We start from the raw sequence: 21,992 nt of genomic DNA, 5'->3' as shown, positions 1-21,992 counted from the left end.
AATCGCGATGGCCACTCCCCAGCCTCCGGACCAGCAACCGTACGGCTCACGAACCTATCCTCCGCCGCCGTACGTGCCCCAGCCGCCACGCAAACGGATGGTGTGGCCGTGGATTCTGATCGGCGCGTTGATCCTTATGTGCGGCGGTTGTTTCGGGATCGTCGGGGTCGCGGGTAAGTCGTCGCACTCGGCGAGCGGCAGCACCACGAATGCGGTGGCAGCCGAGCCGCGGGCGTCGGCCGGTGCGCCGACCAGGCCGAGTGCCGCGACGGCCGGATCGGAGGTTCGCGACGGCAAGTTCTCGTTCGTCGTCACCGGCATCGACTCTCCCGTGAAGACGTTGGGGGACAACGAGATCCTGCGTCGCCAGGCTCAGGGGGAATTCATCGTCTCGCCGATATCAACCCGGGCAACTCGGTTGCGGTGGCCATCGCGTTCGACGTCTCGCCCAGAACCGTCCCGGCGAGCTTCGAGATCCACGATTCGATGTTCTCCGGCGGTGCGCGGGTGGCGGCGCGATAGCAGGACCGGGGCATCCGCATCCGGACCCCCACGCAGTGGCAACCGCTGTGGTGCGACGGTAACGTTTCGTCGGTCGTGTCGAGGAACGTCGGGGGAACACTGTGCAGGCGGCGGTTGCCGGTTGTGGATTCGTGTTCGCTCGGCGGTGCTCGGCGACCGACGGGGTGTGGCGGTGGCACGCGAGGGTGCCGGGCCGCGGGAATCTCGCACCCCTGGTGGACGAGAGACCGTGAAGGACGCCACGAATGCAACCGCAACCCCCGCCGGGACCGTCGAACAACCCGTCGGGACAGTCCGGGCACCCGCAGGACGGGACCGATCAGACTGTGTCACAGCCCGGATATCCGCAAGGGCAGTACGGATATCCACAGCCCGGACAACCTAGTTATCCACAGCCGGGTCAGCCGGTTCCGGGGCAGCCGGGTTATCCCCAGGCCGACCCGACCGCGCAGATTTCGGGTCAGCCAGGCTGGGGACAGCCGGGTTATCCACAACAAGCAGATCAGGGCGCTTATCCACAACAAGCTGACCCGACGGTTCATATCGGGCAGCCCGGGCTCGACCCGACGATCCAGGTGGGGCAGACACCGGGACAGCCGGGTTATCCACAGCCCGGTTATCTCCAGCCGGGACAGCAGAACTTCGCGCAGGGTCAGCCGGTTTATCCACAGGGACAACCGGTTGCCGGGCAGCCGGGTTACGACCCGAACGCCTATCCACAGGCCCCGATGCTCACCCCGGGCGGACAGCCGCCGTTCACCGGTGGCGGCTCGGGTTCCGCACTCGCCGCCGGTGCCGCGGGCGCGGGCCGCCGGCTGATCTCCGCCTTCGGCTCGCTGATCGGCCTGGTCGTCGTGGTCGGCCTGATCTACCTGGTCAGCTGGGGCTGTCACCAGGTCAACAAGCCCGACGCCGAGAAGGCCCAGGTCGGCCAGTGCGTCAAGGTCGGCGGCACCAACACCGACCCCAAGGTCGACATCACCGATTGCGGCAGCATCGACGCCAACTACAAGGTCGCCGAACGCCAGGACAAGAGCAGCTCCAGCTGCCCCGACGGCAACTACGCGAGCGTCTGGCAGACCGGCTCCGGCGGCTACAACCTCTGCCTGCAACTGAACGTCAAAGAGGGCGACTGCCTCGACAAACAGTTCGACAACACCACCAAGGTCACCTGCGGCAGCTCCGAAGCCAACTACCGCGTGACCAACGTCCTGACCGGCACCACCAGCGCCGACACCTGCAGCAACGCAGCCACCAAATACCTCACCTACTCCAAGCCCGAACAAATGGTCGTCTGCCTCAGCTCCGTCAACTGACCGAGCCACCCGATCGGCCCCGGACGTCCCGCGTGTGCGGGTGTCCGGGGCCGATTGCGTCGAATCCCGTTGCAGCGCACCGGATCACCACATCATCGTCACCGGTACAACGCACATCCGCTCATCCCACGAATTAGGATGGCCCGGGAACTTATCGATGGAGTGCGGCGGGCCCGAGCGGACGCGCGCAGACAGGGGATCGAGGCGTAGCGATGGCATTTGTGGTCAACGGGGTGAACAGCAGATCGATGCCGAAGCTCGACGGGTCGATCAAGGGCAAGATCTTCGATTTCATCCAGAAGGTCGGACTCGACGACACCGCGCCCGGGCTGCACATCGAACGGGTCAAGGGTGCGGCCGATCCCAAGGTCCGCACCGGGCGGGTCGACCTGAATTTCCGCGCCATCCTGTTCCGCATCGACACCAGACTCGGTGACACCACCTACATCTACCTGGGCACATGGAAGCACGACGTCGCCAACAAACTGGCCGAACAGTCGGTATTGCGGGTCAATCCGGTCAACGGTGTGCTCGAGGCGATCATCGGCGAACTGGACGGCCGCAACGATCGCAAGAAACGTTCCGTCGTCCCCGACCCAACCGGCAAACTCGCCGAACTGGCCACACAGGCACCCGCAGGCTATCTCGCCCACGTCGGTTTCAGTGTCGGCGATCTCACCGAAAAACTGGGCCTGGCACCGGAACTCGCGCAGCTCGCGCTGGCCGCACCCGATCAGGACGCTGTGCTCGCCGCCGCGCAGACGACCGATGTCATCTGGCAACAGAACGCGCTGCTGGAGTTGGCGGTCGGGCGCAGCATCGAGGACATCCGACAGACCCTCGGTTTCAACGAGCAACCGGTGGACCCGGCGCTCGACGAGAGCGAACAAATCCTGGCCGCACTCGATCACCCCGCGACGAAGATGCAGTTCGTTCTGATCGATGACAACGACGAACTGCGCCGCGTCATCGAGGAGGGCGATTTCCGCGCGTGGCGGACGTTCCTGCATCCGAATCAGCGCAAGTACGTCGAAAAGGATCTACCCGGCGCATTCCGGCTCACCGGCGGTGCGGGTACCGGCAAAACCGTTGTGGCACTGCATCGTGCGCGCGAGCTCGCACACCGCAATCCGGACGCGCGGATCGTCCTGACGACCTACAACAAGACCCTCGCACTGACCATGCTGGAGGATCTGCGCATCCTCGATCCCACCCTCACGATCGCCCCGCGTCCCGGCGCGCCGGGCATCTACGTCGCCGGACTGGACAAGCTCGCCGCCGCCGTATTCAACCAGGCGAGCGAACTCGCCCCGGCCTTCGAAGCGGTGTTCGGTCCGGATGCTCCGGTCGTCGCGGGTCGAGAGACCGGCAAGTACAGGTGGGCAGGAGCCATACGCTCCGCCGCGACGAGTCTCGATCCACGGCTACGCCACGCGTCGTTCCTGGAACCCGAATACGTCACCGTCGTACTCGGGAATCTCGTGAGCTCACTCGAGGACTATCTGCGGGTGCCGCGAGCCGGGCGCGGGGTCCGGCTGTCGCGAACGCAACGGGCCGAGGTCTGGCGGGTGATCGAGCAGTACCGCAAGCACGGTCGTACGACGGGGAAACTGACCTTCCCGGAAATCCTCGCGGTCGCCGCCGCGCACCTGCGCCTGCGCACGGAGTCCGGTGCGGGATATCTCGCCGATCATGTCATCGTCGACGAAGCACAGGACCTGCACGCGACCCACTGGCGGATATTGCGATCACTGGTGGCCGAGGGCCCCAACGACCTGTTCATCGCCGAGGACGCGCATCAACGGATCTACGGCCAGCCGGTGGTACTCAGCCGGCTCGGCATCAACATCCGGGGCGGCCGCTCCAGCCGCCTGACCCTGAACTACCGCACCACGGCGCAGAATCTGCATTTCGCGGTGGCCATCCTCGAGGGAACCGACTACCGAGATCTCGAGGAGGGTGAGGAATCCACCGCCGGATATACCTCGGCTCGTCTCGGCCCGAACCCGCAGCTGATCGAATGTCGTAGCGCGACAGAGGAATCGAACGTCGTCGCCGATCGCGTCCAGCACTGGCTGGATCAGGAGCACATCGCTCCGGACAGCATCGCGATCCTGACACGTGGCCGGGACCGCCGCGACACGCTCCGAGATGCGCTGGCGAGACGCGGTATCGAGGTGGAGGTCCTCGAGGAGGAGCCGGCCACTCCGAACCACGTGCACGTTCTCACCATGCACCGCTCCAAGGGTATGGAGTTCCGGTGCGTGATCCTGGCGAGCGTCGACCAGGACCACGTTCCGGCACACGCCCAGCTGCGGGAGGTGCCCGAAGAGGAGCAGGCCGAGGCGCGGCAACGGGAGCGATCGCTGCTCTATGTCGCGGCCAGCCGCGCCCGGGATCAGCTGGTCGTCACCTGGTCCGGGGAACGCTCGGAACTGCTGCGCTGACCATGTCGCGCAGGCTCACCGCATCCATCCCTTCGACTCGGACCACCTGGAAACCGTCCGCGGTCAGCCCGATGTCCCGATCGTCGTCGTCACCTTCGACGACCACGACTTTCGCTGTGGGCCAAGCTATTTCAACCGGCCAGTAGTGTCTGCCAACTTCGATGCCGACCTCCGGCTCAGGCAGCCCGGAGCCGGACAGATCCGCAAGCAGCTCTCGTACCGCACGGGAAGCGAGCACCGCCCCCACGTACAGATCCTCAGGCGCGGGAGCCTGGGTACCGAGCAGTTTCAACTGCTCGAACACCTCCATCGCGCCTGCTCGGGTGAGTCGGTCGTGGAACCATTCGTTGCGATAGGAGCGAAGACATCCATAGCAGGAGGTCTCGGCCCCGCACTCACAGCGCTGGACCCGGTCCGCAGCGCAGCGCAGGACCAGTTCGAGCTGCTCGGCGATCTGCTTGGCGGCGCCCGCACCGGCGGGAACGGTATCGAACAGCACGATGCTGCGACTTCCGGCCGCACTCCAGGACAAGGTCCCGTCTATATCGTCGCGGCTGATCTCCAGCGCTTCGGAAGCCCCTTCCAAGAGCGCATAGAGCACGGAGAGCCAGGCTGGTTCCGCGTCCTTGTCGTAGGCGAAGTCCGGGAAGGTGAATTCGGCGACGTCGGTTTCATAGCGGTGTGCCAGTGAGACCACATGTAAGGGACCATCACACGCGGTGCCGGTGGCAGGACGGCTGTGCGCCTTGGCCGATCCCTTGCCTTTCGTGTACGGCTCGGCCCAGCCGCACCAGGCGCAGAGCCGGAAGCCGCCGCCCGCGCCCTCACTGATCACCGCCAATTTCGCCCGGGTTCCGGCGCGGGCCTGTACCTCGACGTGTCCGTCGGGCGGCCAGCAGAACACGCCCGAGCTGTCGCCGATGGTTTCCACATAGCTGGCACCCGACCGAGTTCGTTGTGGCGGTTCGGAACGCACGTCCTGCGGCATCCGGTCGGCGTCGAAGCCGAATTCGGGCAGTACGCACGTCCGGATGGCACCGAAATCCTGCTTACAGTTCGGGCACACCGCGGCGACATCGAGGACGTGACCGCATTCGAAGTGGTTGCACTCCTTGCACACTCGGTATTGCAGCTCTTCGAGTTCCCGCTTGGGCAGCTTGTGCAAACCGCGCGAGGTCCACAACTTGCCACCGGCCACGATCTGGTTGCCCGGCGCGTATTCGTAGATCGCCTGGCCGAGGTCGCGCGACAACTCCAGCGCCGCACCGATATCGCCCTCACAGTGCGAGGTCCGCAGTTCGACCGTGTCGACGGGGAAGCCGTACTTGGGCAACACGTTCTTGTTGGCGAGGTAGCCGAGCAACTGCCGATCCCGGATGGTTTTCAGTGTCTTCTGCAACCGCGCGCCCAGTTGCAGTTTGTCGGCATGTTTGGCGTCCTCGATCAGGCCCTGGAAAGTGGCGATATCACTGCGGATGTCGTGTTCGGCGTTACCGAGCAGGTCACACAGTGTCTCGACCCATTCGTCGGTCTCGACTCCGATCTCCCCGGCCACATTGGCGGACAACACCTTCCGTAGCGATTCCCGGATCTCGGGCGGCACCGGTGTCAGGAACTCGCGAACCTGCGTCGCGGCGGATTCACCGGTCTCGGGGTCCGGCTCGAAAAATGAACCCGCATAACGCCATTCCCGCTCGTCCTCGGTGTCGAAACGATGCCTGAAGTACGCGGCCAGAGCAACCGAATGCGCGTGTCGCCTGCCGATACGGACATTGTCGATCGGCACCCAGGGAATCCGCATCCGGCCGGCGATCATCGACTCGGGCTTCTGGAACTTCGACAGATCGTGCGAACTGCGTTTGGCGTACGTGACGACCAGAGCCGCCGAGGCCGCGCGTCGTCCGGCGCGTCCGGCGCGCTGTACATAGTTGGCGGTCTTGGGCGGCATGTTGCGCAACATCACCGATTGCAGTTCGCCGACGTCGACGCCGAGTTCGAAGGTGGTGGAGCAGGACAGGACGTTGATATCGCCCGCGATGAACCTGCGCTGCACGACCGCGGCCTCGGTGGCCTCCCACTGCGCAGTGTGCTCCTGCGCGAACAGCGGCACCATCGCCAATGTTCGATAGGCGGTCCGATAGTGGTTGGTATCCAGATCGATTGCGGGAACGACATATTCGCCCAGCACACCATCACACGCACCCTGCGGGCACAGCCCGCGAATGTTGTGTGTGGTCAGCCTGCGGCAGGCATCACAGCGGTACCAGGTAGCGCTCGCGCCGGGACCGAGACGCAGTTTCTCCTGGTCGAGCTGGTACACCACGCCTTCGGAGGAATTGTTCTGGACTGTCAGATAGCCGTGGTCGACGAGAAACTTCCAGCATCCCTCCAAAACCTTCTCCGCCGGGACATCGACGGCCAAAGCACCCAATACTTTGCGTATCAACAGGATTCGGTTGTTCGTGGTGCCCGGTCGTCCGCCGGGCAGCCAGCTGATGATGCGTCGCTTGCGATCGGATTGCATCGACCGCAGGTAGATTCGGGTATTGCGCGGTTCGAAGATGGACTGCTTGATGTCGACTTCGGGAAGCAACGTCATCGCGCCCTGTAGGCGAATCGACTTCACGAGTTCTTCCAACAGACCCCAGAACTCATCGCCGGTCAGGCCCAAACCGGTAAAACCCCTTGGTATTTCGGTCTTTCGAGACCGGAACAGCGATACCGCCATGAGTCCCAGGCCCTCGAGCGACTGCCGCTGATCCATCGACATCAGCTCCGCCATCACCCACGGGTGCACCGCGCGTAGCCTCGTCGAACGAGTGGCGGACTCGTCGAAATGACCGACGCGTTCCGCGACCGCCCGAGCATCCGCGGCCAGATCCTCCGCCGACAGCAACTCCCCGGAGTTCTTCGGATCGTGCAACGCCTCGGTGAGATAGCGGCGTTCCAGCATCCGCCCGTAGGTGCTGGCCAGATAGGGCGCGGCGAACGCAGCCGATTGCCGGGAGTCGGAGAACATCAACAGCTTTCGGCCACCACCCACCAGCTCGGCCGTCTCGAAATCGTCCGCCGCCGGGAGGTTCTGATACAGCGCCGTGGTGATCACCGCGGGCGCGGCATTCACATCGGTGCGCAGCCGCCTGATCACCTGTCTGGACCGCGCACCGCATTCGGTGCATTTACTCATCACCCGCTGTGCGGTGGGATGCTCACGCACCTGCAGCACCGGTCCGCCGGGACAGCCGGCGGCACAGCCGGTGGCTCCCACCCCGAGCACCCCGCATCCGGTGCACAGCGCACCCACACCGGTGCTGTTCGCGGATTCGTCGTCCTCGGACAGGGTCGTCTCGTCCTCGTCGATCACGTCCTCGGCAGCGTTCGCCCGCAGCACCAGCCATTTGACCTTGGAATCACGTTTGGCGGGACGGAAGAACCGACGACCCTCGACGGTGGTCGGCTCACCGGCCAAGTGGACCGCGCCGCACCGCTGACAGGTGCCGAATTCGAAGACCGCGCGTCCCGTGACCGGGTCGATCTCGTGCCTGCTGAGCAGCACCCGCGGGCCGTCCTCGGCGAAACTGACGTACGCGCCCTCGGTGGCCCGGACGAACAGGTGGTACCGCGCCGACAGCACCGGATTACGCTCGTTGACAAGCGCTTTGGAGTGCCCCTCGGCGTCACGGACTCTCGAGCCGAGCGCGACGAGTGCCTCCAGCTTGCGAGAGGCGAGTTCATCGCCCGGCCACAGTTTGGCTGCGAGATCGTCGACCTCGACCGGGCCGGCTGCAGCATGGGCGGTCAGATCGGCGATATGCCGTTCCCGATGCAGAGCATCCGCGACATCGCCGACCGGCGAATTGGTCGCGATCCAGCCGAGCTCGGCATCGGGTGCGGCGAGTTCGAGCAGTTTCGCATCGTCCAGAGTCCAAGTCGGTTCGTCGCGTCGACGCATCCGGGCGGCGGTCACGAGATCCTGTCGGTCCCGGTCGCCGTCGACGAACTCGAATTCGGCGTCGAACAGCTTCTGCGCGAAGGCCGTCGCCTCGATCCCCTGCCGATCCTCGGTACTGCCGGACAGCGACGCCGAGGTGGCGACGCACTGCACCCGGCGCTCGTGCCCGACCCGGTCGCGCAGCCGCCGCAGTAGCGATGCCACCTCGCTGCCCTGTGCACCGTCGTAGACGTGCGCCTCGTCGAGCGCGATGAACCTCCAGGTGCCCGCGTACTCGCCGTCGAACAGTTCCACATCACGCGGACGCAACAGCAGATATTCGAGCATCGCGTAATTGGTGAGCAGGATGTGCGGTGGTGTCGCGCGCATCTCGTCCCGGCTCAGCAGCTCGTTCGGCAGCCGCATTTTCCCGGGACGCAGTGCGCTGTAAGAGGATTCGCCGTCGGACTGCCGCTGCGGGGTCTCGCCTGTGTAGCGCCCGAAGGTGATGTCCGGCGTGGCGGCCAGCAGCCCGCGCAGGCGCTCGAGCTGATCGTTGGCCAGCGCGTTCATCGGATACAACAGCAGCGCCCGCACACCGGGGCCCAGCGTCCCGGCCGCCTTCTCCGCGATCAGCTCGTTGAGGATGGGGAGCAGGAAACTCTCCGTCTTACCGGAGCCCGTTCCCGTACTGACCACGAGGTTGCGCCCCGCCACGATCTTGCGCACCGCGGTTTCCTGATGCCGGTACAACGGCCGGTCCAGACTCATGGTGGCGGCGAATTCGACGAAACCCGGATGCAACACGCCCTCGGCGATGAGTTCCCGCAGCGACGCACCGGGTTGGTAGGGCGGTGTCAGCTCGAGCAGCGGTCCCCTGGTCAGCAGCGAGGTACGGTCGACAGCTTCGTCGAATGCCGTGGCCAGGTCCGGAACCCGCGGCGCGAGAAGCGTTTTCAAGTACCGCTTGTAGCCGTCCTCGATATCGGCGGCGGCCGCGAGGGGATCGAGACGATCGGTCACTGGACATCTCCGTTCAGGTCACCGTGGAGTTCGTAGCAGGACAGGGCATCGGCGATGAGCAGATCGGCGGCGACCATCGCCGGACACAATTCGGCCAGTCGCGCCCACGCCGAACGCATCGACTCCGATATCGGTGAGATCCGGAACCGGCGGCGCGCGGCGAGCCGGGCCACCATCGCCATCAGCAGCGATTGCATCGACATGAGCATCCACGGCAGCTCGGTGGTGTCGATACCACTCAACTCCTCGTTGCGGGCCAGCACCGCGTCGTAACCGGGCGCGGACACCCGGCGAAGCGCGGCGAGCAGCTCCCACGAACCGGTGGTCAACCGCATCAGAGCCGGGTCATGCTGCCAGGCGAACCGCTGCGCGAACGCCTCGAACATCGCAGCCTGACGCATACCCTCGTCCAGCAGCGCGCCGGGAACGATTTCACAGCTGTCCTTGATGGCCCGGATGCGCTGATCGTCGTCGACGTTGTTCATCCACTCGGCACTGGCATCGAAGATGCCGACGCGGGGGTTGGCGAACTTGCCCGACAGTAGTTCCAGCAGTGCCGGACCGCCCTGATCTGCGAGATAGCCCCGCAGTTCCGCACGTACCTCGTCCATCCCGGTGCGCAATGCGATGAGCGGCAGATCCGCGATATCGATCAGGCAGCCCAGCCACGGATTGCTGTGGAATCCGTGGCGGACGACCGAGGCGAAATCGGACTCGGCCAACCCGGTCCGGACCAGCAGCGCCGGGTGCTCGTGCTGCGCGATGGTGCTCTGCCCCAACGCTTCCAGTGCCGAGCGGGCATCCGAGACGAGCGCGTGGGCCACAGCGGGCCGAATCCGCTCGGCGTCCGCCGGGAGGCCAGCGAGCACGGTCCACATATCGGCGAAAACACCTCCGCCCGAAGGGAGTTCACCATGCCCCGACAGAAACCGGGACAGCTGCGTACGATCCGGTTCCGGATCCGGCATCCACCCCGGCTGATCCACCCGGATCGCCGTCGCATCCGGTGCGGAGGGCACGGTGATCGACGCCCAGGGGTCGTCGACGAACACCTGGACCGTCAACGGACCGCCGGCGACGAATTCGGGCGGCAGTTCGGCTCGTCCGGCATCGATCGTCACCTGCGACGGGCCGCGCCACGGCGCGGAATTCGCCCAGATGAACGCGCCCAGCTCGGCGCCGGCGACACCATCGAAGATCAGCGCACTCCCGTCCACCCGAACCCCGGTGCACAGGTGCGGCGGCCGGATCAGGACCAGGGGCACCTCACGGGTCGTCCCGTCCGGCAGATCGATGCGGGCGAGCAGCCGCGCGGTCCGCAGGCTCCGGGCGGTGTCCAGGAAGCTGCGAATGGAAACACGGAAGACGTTGCCGCGCAATACTTGCGGCATCTCGGTCTGAACGATCCGACCGGCCGCGTCGGCGAGTACGACATCGACTTCGACCTCACCCGACACCCGCACCGCCGCGTGTGCGTGGTCGGCCAGATCGTCGGCGGACAACAGCACCGGAGTGGTTTGCCAACGCGCCGCGGCGTCGTGCCGGTCCACGCGCAGTTCGATCAGCGGCGGACACAGCACAAGTCGCTCGCTGCGCTCCCCCGAACACACCCGGATCTCGGTCTGCCGCATACCGGTGTCGAATTCGATGACGTCCCGATCCGGGATCAGCGGGCCGAGTCCGGCCAATTCCGTGGTGATGCTCGAAAGCCCCTCTCCGACAGGAGTTCTTACCCGTTCGCTGTGGTCGACGAGCAGACCTTCGGCGAGAAATACACTGTGGCGCAGATCAGAACCCGGCGCACCGCTCACGACGATGTCGAACCAGCCCAGCAGCCCCTCGGGAACTCCGTCGAACGGACCCAGCTCGGTCGATTCCGCGCCCGCCTCCCGTTCCTGGTCGGTCAGCCAGTCCGTGGTCCGGGCCCGCCGGGTCCGAATTCGCCAGCAGGTTGCCTCGGCGGTGCCGCGCGGCAGTAGCACAGTCGGCCGCTCGGCATACACCGCCAGTCCCGTGCACGTGGTCACCCCCGGGATCGGTTCGCCGAGATCCAGCCGAGGCGCCCCAACCGGCCGCACCTGCTGTATCGGTCCGAGCTGCCCTTTCCGCTCCAATCGGATGCCGTCGACATCGTCGAGATCGCAGACCCGAGCCCGCCAATCGCGCCACCCGGTGGGTACGGCCTGCTCCACCGCGATGATCGGCACCTCGCGGTAGGCGTCCAAGAGCGTCGCGTCGTGCGGATGCACGACGACCACCTCACCGCGCGGCAACGCCATTCGTCGAGCCAGCAGATGTCCTCGCTCGTCGAATACCAACAGCGGATTGTCCTTGTCCACCAGAGAAATTCGATGTTCCGCGCCCGAAGGCGGATGGGTGAGCACGATCTGTCGCACGCGTCGCGGTACCGGGACCGCGGTCGTGGGTTGCGCCTCGTCGTCGGAAAAACCCCAGGCCCGTTCGGCATACACCTCCCGCACGTCACCGTCGAACGACACCAGCCACGGCACCTCGGGTGAGCGGGCCGGATAAGGCACCTCGACGACGATCTCGTCGTCGATACGCGAATACGCGACGGTCGGGCGATGAGCCCGGGCCGCGGGATTCGAGGCGACCGCGTACGAACCGAAGGGGCGTTCCGTAAGACGGTCGATGAGCGCGTCGAGCAGCACGTCCGGTAATCCGGTCGTCGAACTGTCCAGGCCCAGATCATTGGCCGCGTCCGGATGTTCGCGCATGTAACCGGCGAATTCGATGATCCGATCGACGATGTCGACCGCGACCTCACCACCGAAACGCAGGAAGTTGCGTACAGGCACATCGAGCTGATTGAGGCGGTAGCCCATACCCGGCTCGGTCAGCCATTCGAACAATGCCGCGCCACTGGGATCCCGGCCGTGCGCGATATGCTGTTCGATCACGTCGACCAGATCGCCCAGACAGTGCACCGGAATACCCGCGTGCACGGCCATGACCTGCACATACTGGTGGCCGAGTTCCGGAAATTCACGAAGCCCGAATCTGCGCAGCAACGTACCGAGTTCGGTGCGCAGCAACTGTTCGAAATCCGCGTCACGGGCGAGATCCAGTTCGGACCAGAAACTCTCCCAATACCTCCCCTGCTCGTAGGCCAGCCCCGCGTGGCCGATCAACGTCGTCAGAGTCAGCGCGGGGAACCGCTGCACGATCCGTGCGAACCCGGCGGTGCGCTCATGTCCGTGCACCACCTGCGCGAACAGATCACGGGCCCTGGCGATCTCGTCCGAATCGAGATTCAGCTCGACGAACAGCGATACCCGCCCCACCTTCTTCGCGAGGATGAATTCCTCATCACCAGCATGCTCCCAGACGAACGACTCCACCATCGACCCCCGACCTCGACTCACCCACCGCGGCCGACCCGGCCGCGGTTATCCGACATCGCCCATCACATGATCGCATCCGAGCGCCTGCCCCGTAGTCGGGAAATGACGTCGATTCGTTTCTCCCCCACCACGAATTGCCGGTACCCGGGGTAACAACCGCAACGGAACTCCCGCACTCGCCGCACCAGAGGTTACGCTCTCCTGGACGACACGGGGTAGGTCCGGTTCCGAGTAGGTGATCGAATGGGTGACACACGACCAACGGCTCTCGAACCCGCGTATGCCGGTCCCGAACTCCGGGCGTGGCAGCGAGAGACACTCGCTGCCTGGGTTGATATGGATCATCGCGGCATCGTCGAATCGGTGACCGGTTCCGGTAAGACGATCCTCGGAATCGCCTCGGCCGCACGGGCACTCGACGAATCCCACCGAGTCGTCGTACTCGTTCGAGGACCGCACGAGCAACAGGATTGGCTGCGCGCGCTCGAATCCGCGCTGCCACGTCATCGGGTCGACGGGCCGTCCGGGATGAATTCGACCGACACCGATGTACTCGTCGCGACCGTGCACGCGGCCGCACACGTCAAATCGTTCCTCGGTGCGACGAAGACACGGCCGACAACTCTCATCGTCGATGATCTGTACACCTATGGCCTGGGCACCTACGCGCAGGCACTGAACGAAAAATACACCTGGCGGCTGGGCCTGACCGCCGTTGTGGAACGTCAGGACGACGCGGTCGAGACGAAGGTGTCACCGTTCTTCGGAAAAACGATCACGGGTTGCGATTACCCGCGCGCGATCGCTGACGGACTGCTGCCCGCGATTCGCATCGCGCAGGTCGGTGTTCAGCTGTCACAGCGGGAGGCCACCCGTTTCCATCGAACCGAGGCGCTCGTCGAACAGGTGATGGACACCTTGATCGGTACCTACGGCGCGCCGGCGACGCCACTGCGCGAATTCGACAGGTACGTCCGGTCACTCGCGAGCGAGCGCGGCCTCGAGGCGCAATACGCGAAGAAATACTTCGAGCTGGTCACCGAGCGGACCGCGATCCTGAACGACTGCGAAGAGAAGCTGGAACTGGTCCGCACCATTCCGATGTCCGTTCTGGAGTCGACGCAATCGGTCTTCTTCACCGACCGCCCCGCTTCGGCGGGGCAGGTCGTACGCATCCTGGGTGCGGCAGGACTCGAGATCGCTCTGAACAGCAGCGGTATGGCGCGCGAGAAACGCGAGGACATCGCGCAGCGGTTGCACGCGGGGACCCTGCGGGCTGTGGCCGAACCGCGTGTGGTCGATGCGGCCGTCGAGGTGCCGATGGCGGATCTGAGCGTAGTGCTGGCGGCAAGTCGGTCCGATCGGCAGATGCTCGCGCGGATGGGGCGGATCATCCGTACCAGCCCTGATCGGCTGCCGGTTTTCGTCGTCGCATTCGTCCGCGGAACACCCGAGGATCCCGCACAGGGTGCCAGCGATTCGCGCCTGCCCCTGCTCTGGCAGATCAGCGCGGAGACGATCACCACCGACGTCGCGGACCTGGGCTCGGTGCTACAGAACTGGCTCGTGCACGACACGGATCACCCCGCCCCGGACACGCACCCCACGGAGCCGGAATTGGACAGCGCCACAATTGAACTCGAAGCCGAACTCCGCACCCAGGGTGGTGTGGCCACGACCGACGAACTCAGCGATCTACTCGGCCTCACCGACCCCGAGGAAATGTTCGCGGTGATCGCCGCATCGGCCGCCGTCGGACATCTGGACTTCCGCCCGATCTCCGACGGCGCCGACGAACTCCTGCTGCTGTCCGCGGACCTGGCACGAACATCCGAACTGCGGCGCGCGGCGCTGACTACCCTCACCCGATGGGCAAGTGCCGCCGCCGACCCGATCGAGGAGTTCCACGCGGTGATCCGCGAGCTGGGGTCGGTCCGGGTGCCGGCGTATCGGCTCGTTCAGATCGCCGCATTCGTCCGGGATGTCACGCCGACCGGCCTATTGTGAGATCGTCACTCATCCGCGAGTGTGCGAGCCAACGGAAGTACGAGCGCGAGTTCGGCGATCGCCTGATCGTCGAGCTGACGCTGTCCGAGGTCGCGCAGCACACCCCGCATCAGCGCGGCACGATCCCGCCAGCCGAGTTCAGCGGCACGATGCGCCATGATCTCGGCCAGTTCACGGGCCGGGACCTGATCGATCTGTCGCGCACCGAGTGTGCGTGGACGCGAAAGTTGTTGGCCTGGTACGCGATAGGTCAGACGATTCTCGTCACCGAGTTCCAGTGGATCCTCGTCGAGCAGTCGCTCCGCATCCACCGCGTGGCGCAATGCCGCCGCGACCCTGTCGACGGTCGCCGCCCGCGCAGCCCCGTCCGTTCCGCGCAGGTACATCGCCCGGATCCGCGCACCGGACACCGGACCTTCCACCTGTACGACACGCAAAAGATCCTCGGCAACGTGATCGAGGCCGGCATCTACCGGTGGTGCGAGGAGTTCGGTGAATGCGGAGTAAGGCTCGATCGTCCACACCGTGGCGGTGGGCAGGGCATCCTCCGTTCGCCCTGCCGACGCATCGACAGATTGCGAAGTCCCGGGACGGAATTCGGCTGATGTGGCCGAAACCTCCTTCTCCGCAGCCTGTTGCGGCCATTCGCTTTCGGTCGTCCGTGGCGCGGCCGCCGCATCCAGGTCGGTCTCGGTCTCGGGGCCAGAATCCTCCACCACCGCACCGACATCCGTGCCGATCGGCTGTAATCCCAACTCCTCGAACAGTTCCCACAACGGCTCGAGACACTTCTCCGGATCGGCGGCGAACTGTGATTGACGGATTCGGAAGAACGGCCAATCGCAACGCTCGAGGTCACGCTGCCGGGCGAGATCGCGATGGAACTGCTCCGGGCCGTCCCATCGCGCACCCTCGCATTCGATCGCGACCCTTGCGTGCCCACCGATCACGACCATATCGATGACGTAACCGGTGACCTCGTAGTGCGCGCTGACCTGATACCCGCGATCGACGATCGCATTGAAAACCCGCTGCTGGAACAGCGATTCGAACGGCGTTGCGAGCCGGTCGTCCGGGCACCGCTCGGGACGTTCGGTCAGGTCGCCCGGATGCGGCCGCTGCTGGTCCAGGCAGTAGTCCAGCAGTCGGTACCGCATATCCGAGCTGTTGCGGAGCTGTTCGAGCGTGACCGAATGGAACAGCCACAATTGATCTCGCGCACGGGACACCGCTACGTTGTAGCGCTGCTCGTATTGTTCGGAGGTCTGCGCGACCAATCGAGTGTCCGATCCGGCCGCCTTCACCATGGACAGGAAGATCACATCGCGTTCGGCACCCTGAAAATCCGCCGCATCACCGCAGCGCAGCTCTCTGCGTGCCAGCTCCTCCGGTTGGAAACGCAGCAGGATCCGATCCCAGATCAGCTTCGCCTGCGCGACACCCAACAGTGAGATGACGCCGAATGTCTTGCCGTCGTAGGCGGGATCGTCGATACACGCGGCGATCCGATCGACGATCGCCTCGGCCTCGGCCTCATTGGTGTTGGACTTCGTCGACACCCCATCGGCAACGTGCACCGTGCGAATCGGCGGCAACCGATCCGAACCGTAGAGCCGCACGGGTATCAACCGCACATTCTGCGGTTCGTAGGCGATCATGTTCGAGAAGCCGATGATCTCCGGTACACAGCGGCGATGTTCCACGAGCGTGAGCCGAGCCGAGAAACGCATGGTGGCTTCGTCGAACAGGCTGCGTTTGGGTTCGGACCAGGACGCGAGGAACCGATCCCCGGACAGATACTGTGTGGCCAGACCACGAAGTTCCCGCTGATCGATACCCACCCCCGAGGGCGAGACCTGCTTGTCGTCGCCGATCACCACGATGCGTGGGGCCAGATATTGCAGGAAGACCGCCTCGAGCCCGGCCTGGGAAGCCTCGTCGACCACGACCACATCGAACATGTCCTGTTCGATGTCGAGCTGTTCGACGACGCGGTAGATCGGCATGATCCACACGGGTACCGCGGACCGGCAGCGTGCCAGTGTCTGCTTGATGTCCGCCTCACGCCGCGCGGCGTACCGTCCGGTGCCCTTGCCTTGCTTGCGGACCAGCTGCGCATACAGGCGCAGGTCCGAGCGCGAGGTCTGGCTGAGGCGGCCGGGACTCACCGCACGATCCCACGCGCGAGTGACCGCGAGCTCGGTCGCCACGTCGCGCAACCCCGCCTCGATCCGGTCGAGTTCGATGAACAGCTCGTTGACCTGCCTGTCGGTGCGTTCGGCGAGCCAGCCCCGCACACCTGCCCACGCCCATGCCTCGGGCAGATCACCGAGCCGCCGATCCCACACCGGATCCTCCGGAGCCGCGGAGACTTCGTCACGAAGACGTGGCAACTTCGACATCCGCGCCCCGAGTTCGTGCCGCAGTCCGTGGTCACGCCGTTGTTCGTGTAGTTGGCTCAGCCGCGCGAAGGCCGAGCGGTAGGCGCTGATATCGGCGTTCTCGACCGCATCGTGCAAGCTCGACACGTTCTGCGTGGCGTGTGGCTCCGCACGCAATATCCGCAACTGGGCTTCGAGACCGTCGATCGGGCCCTCGCTGGCCCGCAGTTCCTCCATCGCCTCGACCGCATCGAAGGCGTCGAACAGCGTCCGCACCGAACTTCCGTCGGACCAATCCGGTTCGGCCACACCGTATTGCCGCAGTCGCTGCCCGGTCTGCGACACCTGCGTGCCGAAATTCATCACGCTATGCAACCGTGCCTGCCGATCACGATGCCATGCCAGCCGCGTGGCGGGCGGCGCGCCAGCGGTCACCTCCAGCACGCCATACCACACCGCATCCAACTGATTCAGCTGCCTGACAGCCCGTTCGAAGTGCAGGAATTTCGCCAACTGGTCGGCCGAGGTCGGTACGCGACCGTCGACGCTGACCCGCTCGAACAGCTCCTTGCTCGCCTTGACCACTTTCGGTGTCATCAGACCGGTCTTGGGCAGACCGTCGGGACGCACGTCGATAGCGCCCTTGGTTCGAATATGTGTGTCGAGCGACTCCGCCATCGAGACCAGTCGCGCCCAATTCTCACCCTGTACCTGCACCTCGGTGATACCGAGCGCCTCGGCACTCCGTTCGATCGGTGGCAGCAGTCCCGCCGTGCGCACCGCACGTTCCTGCCATTCGGCGGCACGTCCGCTGCGGACCGCGGAAATGGCTGCGGCAACCCATGTTTCACGATCCGCCGACAACTCCGTCCCGATCCGCTCCAGGCTGTGCACCAGCTCGCCCAATTCGGCGCGCTTCGCCGGGGCGAGCGCGGCGATGCGATGGACCCATTCGCTGTGTCCCACATGGCTGTAACTGCGACACCGCTCGGTCGCCTCGGTACGCCGAACGAACCATCGCGCGAGCTCATCCGGGTGCGGCAGCTCCGCCGCGGTGACCACGTCGGGGGCGAGGACCTCCGGATCGCGCAGCGCGGGATCGAGCAGCAGCTCTCGCCACCGGATGATCTCCTCGGCCGGTACCGGCAACGGCCGGTTCCGGTCCGGTTGCGCGAATTCACCTATCCAGCCGTACTTTTCGGATTCGTCGAGGTGGCGCAGCACGATATCGGTGAGGGTGCCGGTATATCCGAAGATCGAGTGGTTCATCACCTCGCTCTCGCGCATCTCCACAAGCTGCTGTTTCAGGGTGGTTCGCCGAGCGATCAGTTCGGTGATCCGCTGCTGGGCCGACCGGGTCACCTTCGCGGAATACGCCGGATCATGCTCCGCGGCCGCCTCCGAGATGCGTTCCACCGCGACCTCGAGATCGGTGAAGGCATCGCGCGAAGTACCGACCACCGCGACACACAGCGGTTTGATCTCCTCGCGCAACTTGCCACGCACCTCCTCGAGCGCGCGATCGGTCTGCGCGGTGACCAGGACACGTTTGCCCTGCGCCAGCAGATGGGTGATCAGCGCGGCCGCGGTATGCGTCTTACCCGTACCCGGCGGTCCCTGCACGATGGTGTGCGCGCTGCGATCGACATGTTCCAGGATCCGCAGCTGAACGTCGTTGAGCTGCAACGGGAGAAAGCAATCGGCACCGTCGCGCACGATCGCGCCGTCATCGGGAGTGGCGGCGCGGACCGGAACACTGTCGGGATCGATCAGATTGCGGATACCGTCGGGCAGCTCACCCTGTGCACGGATACGGGTGGCGATCGAGTTCAGCACGCGGACCAACCCGCGTTTACCGCGCGCCCGCACGATCAGAGCGGGCGCGTAGGCGGCGTTCGGCTCGGCGCTCGGCGCCACCGCGATCATGTCATCGGTGTACGTCGCGGTGGGGTCGACACAGTTGATCAGCCGCCGCACCAGACTGCCGACCACCGGACGATCGAAGGGGTCGACACCGTCCGACCGCGCCGAGTCCGTCGCCTCGTGCAGCAGGCTGGGAGCGCCGATCCGGGCATTGTCCAGAAAATCCATGAGTTCGACGGTCAGCCCCGCCGCACCGTCGTCCAGGACCACCGAGAGGTCGCCGGAATCGGTGTCGAACTCGATCTTGACCGGCGCTGTCAGCACGTGGCGACGCACCGTTCGGGGTTCGGGCAGTCGCCAGCTCAGGCAGCCCAGACCGAGTACGGCCTCGGTGGTCTCCGACGCGGCGGTCAGCTGTGTGTAGCAGTCGTAGACATCCCGATAGAGACGCTGGACGCGCAGATCGCGACGAGCCTGCACCGCCCACCCGCGCCAGTCCGGCAGCCATTCGTCGAACTCCTCGACGATCTCCGGATGATCCGACAGGTTCTCCACACCTTCATTACCCGGACGGCTCTTGCGCAGCGTCGGTTCGGTGTCCGGATCATCCACTCGGCCCGGCACCAACCAGAGGCGAACCTCCTGCGGCACCGGCACAACCGGCCGCACACGCACTTTGCCGACCATCAGAAACGGCAGGCCCGCACTCCGCAGTTCGACGCGGACCATGGGATGGTCCGGCAACTCCGCCAGCCAGATCACCGAGCCGAGATCGGCAACGTCGGCGATCGAGGTCATCCCGATCTGCTGCACCCGCGCCAGGAACTCGAACAGCCGCGCACCCCGATCCACCAGATCGGATCCCGTGGCACCTTCACCCCTCACGACCTGCATATTTCCCTCCTCGTCCCGGCTGCTTCGATCAGCTATCGCCACCCCGGCCGGTCGTGCTACATCGCGAGCACACTCCGGCCTGCACCGCCGCTGCCCAGGTCAGCGACCTCGATGACCGCTCTCGAACCCTGGACGGTCCATCGACTCGATCCCCACTTCGATGTGCCGGATCTGATTGCCCAGTTCGACCGCCCGCCGGTCGTTCTCCCCGTACCGGATGGACATCTGACCGTGCAGTCGCCGCAGTCGTGCCAGCGCCGCATCGATGTCCCCGGTCCGCACATTACAGGTGGCCAGCTGCCGTTGGCAGAACATGACCTGTTCGTCGTAGGGCCCGCGTTCGGCGGTGAGGTCGTCGATGAGGGTACTGAACAGCTCCGCCGCTGCGGGGAAGTCGTTGTTGTCGAGGTACAGCGCGGCCAGCTTCGAGCGCGCCTCGACGACGTCCGCGTCGCGCGCACCCAGCTGCGAAACTGCGGAATCCACAACGGTTTTCAATCCATCGATGGCGCGGGTGTACCGGGATTCGACGGCCAGATCGCGAGCACGACCGATCGCCCGCCGGATATCGGACCGGCTGAAATCGGAACTGCGCGGCGGTGCAGCGGCCGACGCCCCGGTGGCAATGATCCTGGCCGGTGACACCTCTTTCGGTACTCGAGCCACCGCCGAGCTCACCGCCGCGGCGTACATGCGTGCCGGACCGTGGAAGTCACCGATTTCCGGCAGGTCACCCAAACCATCCGCGTGACGCATCAGCACGGCGTGCACGATGGCGGCATCCTCGGGCCGTCGGTCCGGTGACTTCGCGAGCATGCTCATGATCACGCGTGCCATATCGGCCGGCACCTCGGGACATTCGCGGCGGATCTCCGGTGGCATCCGCTTGACCTGGTTCTCCCACACCACATACGGCGAGCTGCCGGTCATCACACGGTCTCCGGTGAGCAACTCGTACAGCACCAGCCCGAGGGCATAGAGATCGGTTTGTGGCACCACCTCGCGGCCCTCGATCTGCTCCGGAGCCATGAATGCCGGTGTGCCCGGGGCATTTCCGGTATCGGTGTAACGGGTCATCTCGGCATCGGTGGTAACCGCCAGCCCGAAGTCGAGCACCTTCACCGTTCCATCGCCGCAGAGCATGAGATTGGACGGCTTGAGGTCACGATGGTAGATCCGGTTACGATGCGTCGCCGCGAGCACCGCCGCGACCTGCGCTCCCAGTGCGGCCACCGCTCCGAGGGCCAGCGGTCCGTGGCGGACGAGCAGACCATCGAAGGTGATGCCCTCGATGAATTCCATTACCAGATAGGGACGTTCGGGCGGGCCGAGCGAGATGCCGGCATCGTGGATCGCGGGCATACCGGGATGGCTGAGCTGCGCCATCAGCTCGGCCTCGCGCAGAAATCGCTTCGCCCAGTTCGGATCCCGATCCAGATGCGAGTAGGTGAGTTTCACCGCGATCCGGCGTTTGAGATGCCTGTCGTAGCCCTCGTACACCTGCCCCATCCCCCCGGCGCCGATCTCCCGGACGAGTTCGTACCGATCTCCGTCGATCTGTGGTTGTTCCACCACTACCTCCGCGAGTACCGAACCACCGGCCTACTTCTCGACGTCGACCGGTCGCAATTCCCCTGCCGCCAGTCCCCGCACACCGGACCGGACCAGCTCCTCGATCATGGTACGTCGGTGCCGCCATGTCATTTCGAGTTCGTTGAGCTGCCGGAACGCCGCGCCGATGCGACGCTGCTCGATGAGTGGAACCCGTGGTACCGACACCCGGTACAGATCGGTGGGACCGGATTCGACGGCCGCCCGCAGCACTCCGGCCAGAAACTGCGGATCGATCGAGTTCACGTTCCCGCGCACCAGGTGGATCCCGGGGCCCAGCAGTACATCGGCCTCGGTGCACACCTGAACAGCCGCTTCGCCGCCCATGACCACCGCGACGTCCGCGACCCGCACGACGACCGCACCCGGCACGGACGCATTTCCGCGCCGCGAGGCTGGCCGCCCCAATCGAATATCCTTGGCGGACAACATCGGTGTCTCGACATCATCGAGCCCGACGGTCGCCGGCGACTCGTGGATGCTCAGCGCGTCCGCCGCGACCAGATCCTCGAGCGAAATGGTGTCGAACACCGCCGGACCGGTAGCGAGATCCGGTGGGGCAGTGAGTGGCTCGCCGATCAACGCCGCCCGCAGCCCAGCATAGCCTCCAGCCGCATCACCGATCATGGCTT

The 21,992-nt window shown here is 65.4% G+C and carries 10 protein-coding genes; 3 read left to right on the top strand and 7 right to left on the bottom strand.

What is annotated here, in order from left to right; translation table 11 throughout:
* Positions 1-54: 54 nt before the first annotated feature.
* Positions 55-321 (bottom strand): hypothetical protein, encoded by a 267-nt coding sequence (locus tag NRB20_RS05630; protein ID WP_153408136.1) that lies wholly within the window; start codon positions 319-321, stop codon positions 55-57.
* Between the two features lie 530 nt (positions 322-851).
* The gene (locus NRB20_RS05625; protein ID WP_153408135.1) at positions 852-1,199 is read right to left on the bottom strand and encodes a hypothetical protein; all 348 of its coding nucleotides are present in this window, start codon (positions 1,197-1,199) and stop codon (positions 852-854) included.
* Positions 1,200-1,250: 51 nt separating this feature from the next.
* Here NRB20_RS05625 and NRB20_RS05620 point away from each other — a divergent pair, with 51 nt between their 5' ends.
* Together NRB20_RS05620 and NRB20_RS05615 are read left to right on the top strand one after the other, a co-directional pair.
* Positions 1,251-1,838, top strand: a complete 588-nt coding sequence (locus NRB20_RS05620; RefSeq protein WP_153408134.1) for an LppU/SCO3897 family protein — start codon at positions 1,251-1,253, stop codon at positions 1,836-1,838.
* 212 nt (positions 1,839-2,050) lie between these two features.
* Entirely contained in the window at positions 2,051-4,285 is a 2,235-nt protein-coding gene (locus tag NRB20_RS05615) for a 3'-5' exonuclease (protein ID WP_153408133.1), read from the top strand.
* Here the strand turns inward: NRB20_RS05615 and NRB20_RS05610 are convergent.
* Positions 4,248-9,239, bottom strand: coding sequence for a DEAD/DEAH box helicase (locus NRB20_RS05610; protein ID WP_319944510.1), 4,992 nt, complete (start codon positions 9,237-9,239; stop codon positions 4,248-4,250). The two genes, NRB20_RS05615 and NRB20_RS05610, sit on opposite strands and share 38 nt — an antisense overlap.
* The gene (locus tag NRB20_RS05605) at positions 9,236-12,604 is read right to left on the bottom strand and encodes a hypothetical protein (RefSeq protein WP_153408131.1); all 3,369 of its coding nucleotides are present in this window, start codon (positions 12,602-12,604) and stop codon (positions 9,236-9,238) included. The genes NRB20_RS05610 and NRB20_RS05605 overlap by 4 nt, the downstream gene beginning before the upstream one ends.
* A 243-nt stretch (positions 12,605-12,847) precedes the next feature.
* Between NRB20_RS05605 and NRB20_RS05600 the strand changes: the two genes are divergently transcribed.
* The gene (locus NRB20_RS05600) at positions 12,848-14,611 is read left to right on the top strand and encodes a DEAD/DEAH box helicase (protein WP_153408129.1); all 1,764 of its coding nucleotides are present in this window, start codon (positions 12,848-12,850) and stop codon (positions 14,609-14,611) included.
* Positions 14,612-14,616: 5 nt separating this feature from the next.
* Here NRB20_RS05600 and NRB20_RS05595 read toward each other — a convergent pair whose 3' ends face one another.
* The 3 genes from NRB20_RS05595 to NRB20_RS05585 all read right to left on the bottom strand — a co-directional run bounded on the left by NRB20_RS05595 (position 14,617) and on the right by NRB20_RS05585 (position 21,987).
* On the bottom strand, positions 14,617-19,749 hold the full coding sequence (locus NRB20_RS05595) for an AAA domain-containing protein (RefSeq protein WP_153408127.1): 5,133 nt from the start codon (positions 19,747-19,749) through the stop codon (positions 14,617-14,619).
* Positions 19,750-19,848: 99 nt separating this feature from the next.
* Positions 19,849-21,321, bottom strand: coding sequence for a serine/threonine-protein kinase (locus NRB20_RS05590; RefSeq protein ID WP_319944509.1), 1,473 nt, complete (start codon positions 21,319-21,321; stop codon positions 19,849-19,851).
* Between the two features lie 30 nt (positions 21,322-21,351).
* Positions 21,352-21,987: a hypothetical protein gene (locus NRB20_RS05585; RefSeq protein WP_153408125.1), complete on the bottom strand. Its 636-nt coding sequence runs from the start codon at positions 21,985-21,987 to the stop codon at positions 21,352-21,354.
* Positions 21,988-21,992 lie beyond the last annotated feature (5 nt).

It is taken from the genome of Nocardia macrotermitis, from assembly GCF_009604405.1.
Classification (GTDB): domain Bacteria; phylum Actinomycetota; class Actinomycetes; order Mycobacteriales; family Mycobacteriaceae; genus Nocardia; species Nocardia macrotermitis.
The sequence above is the reverse complement of the archived record's forward strand: the minus strand, read 5'-3'. Positions and strand labels throughout refer to the sequence as shown.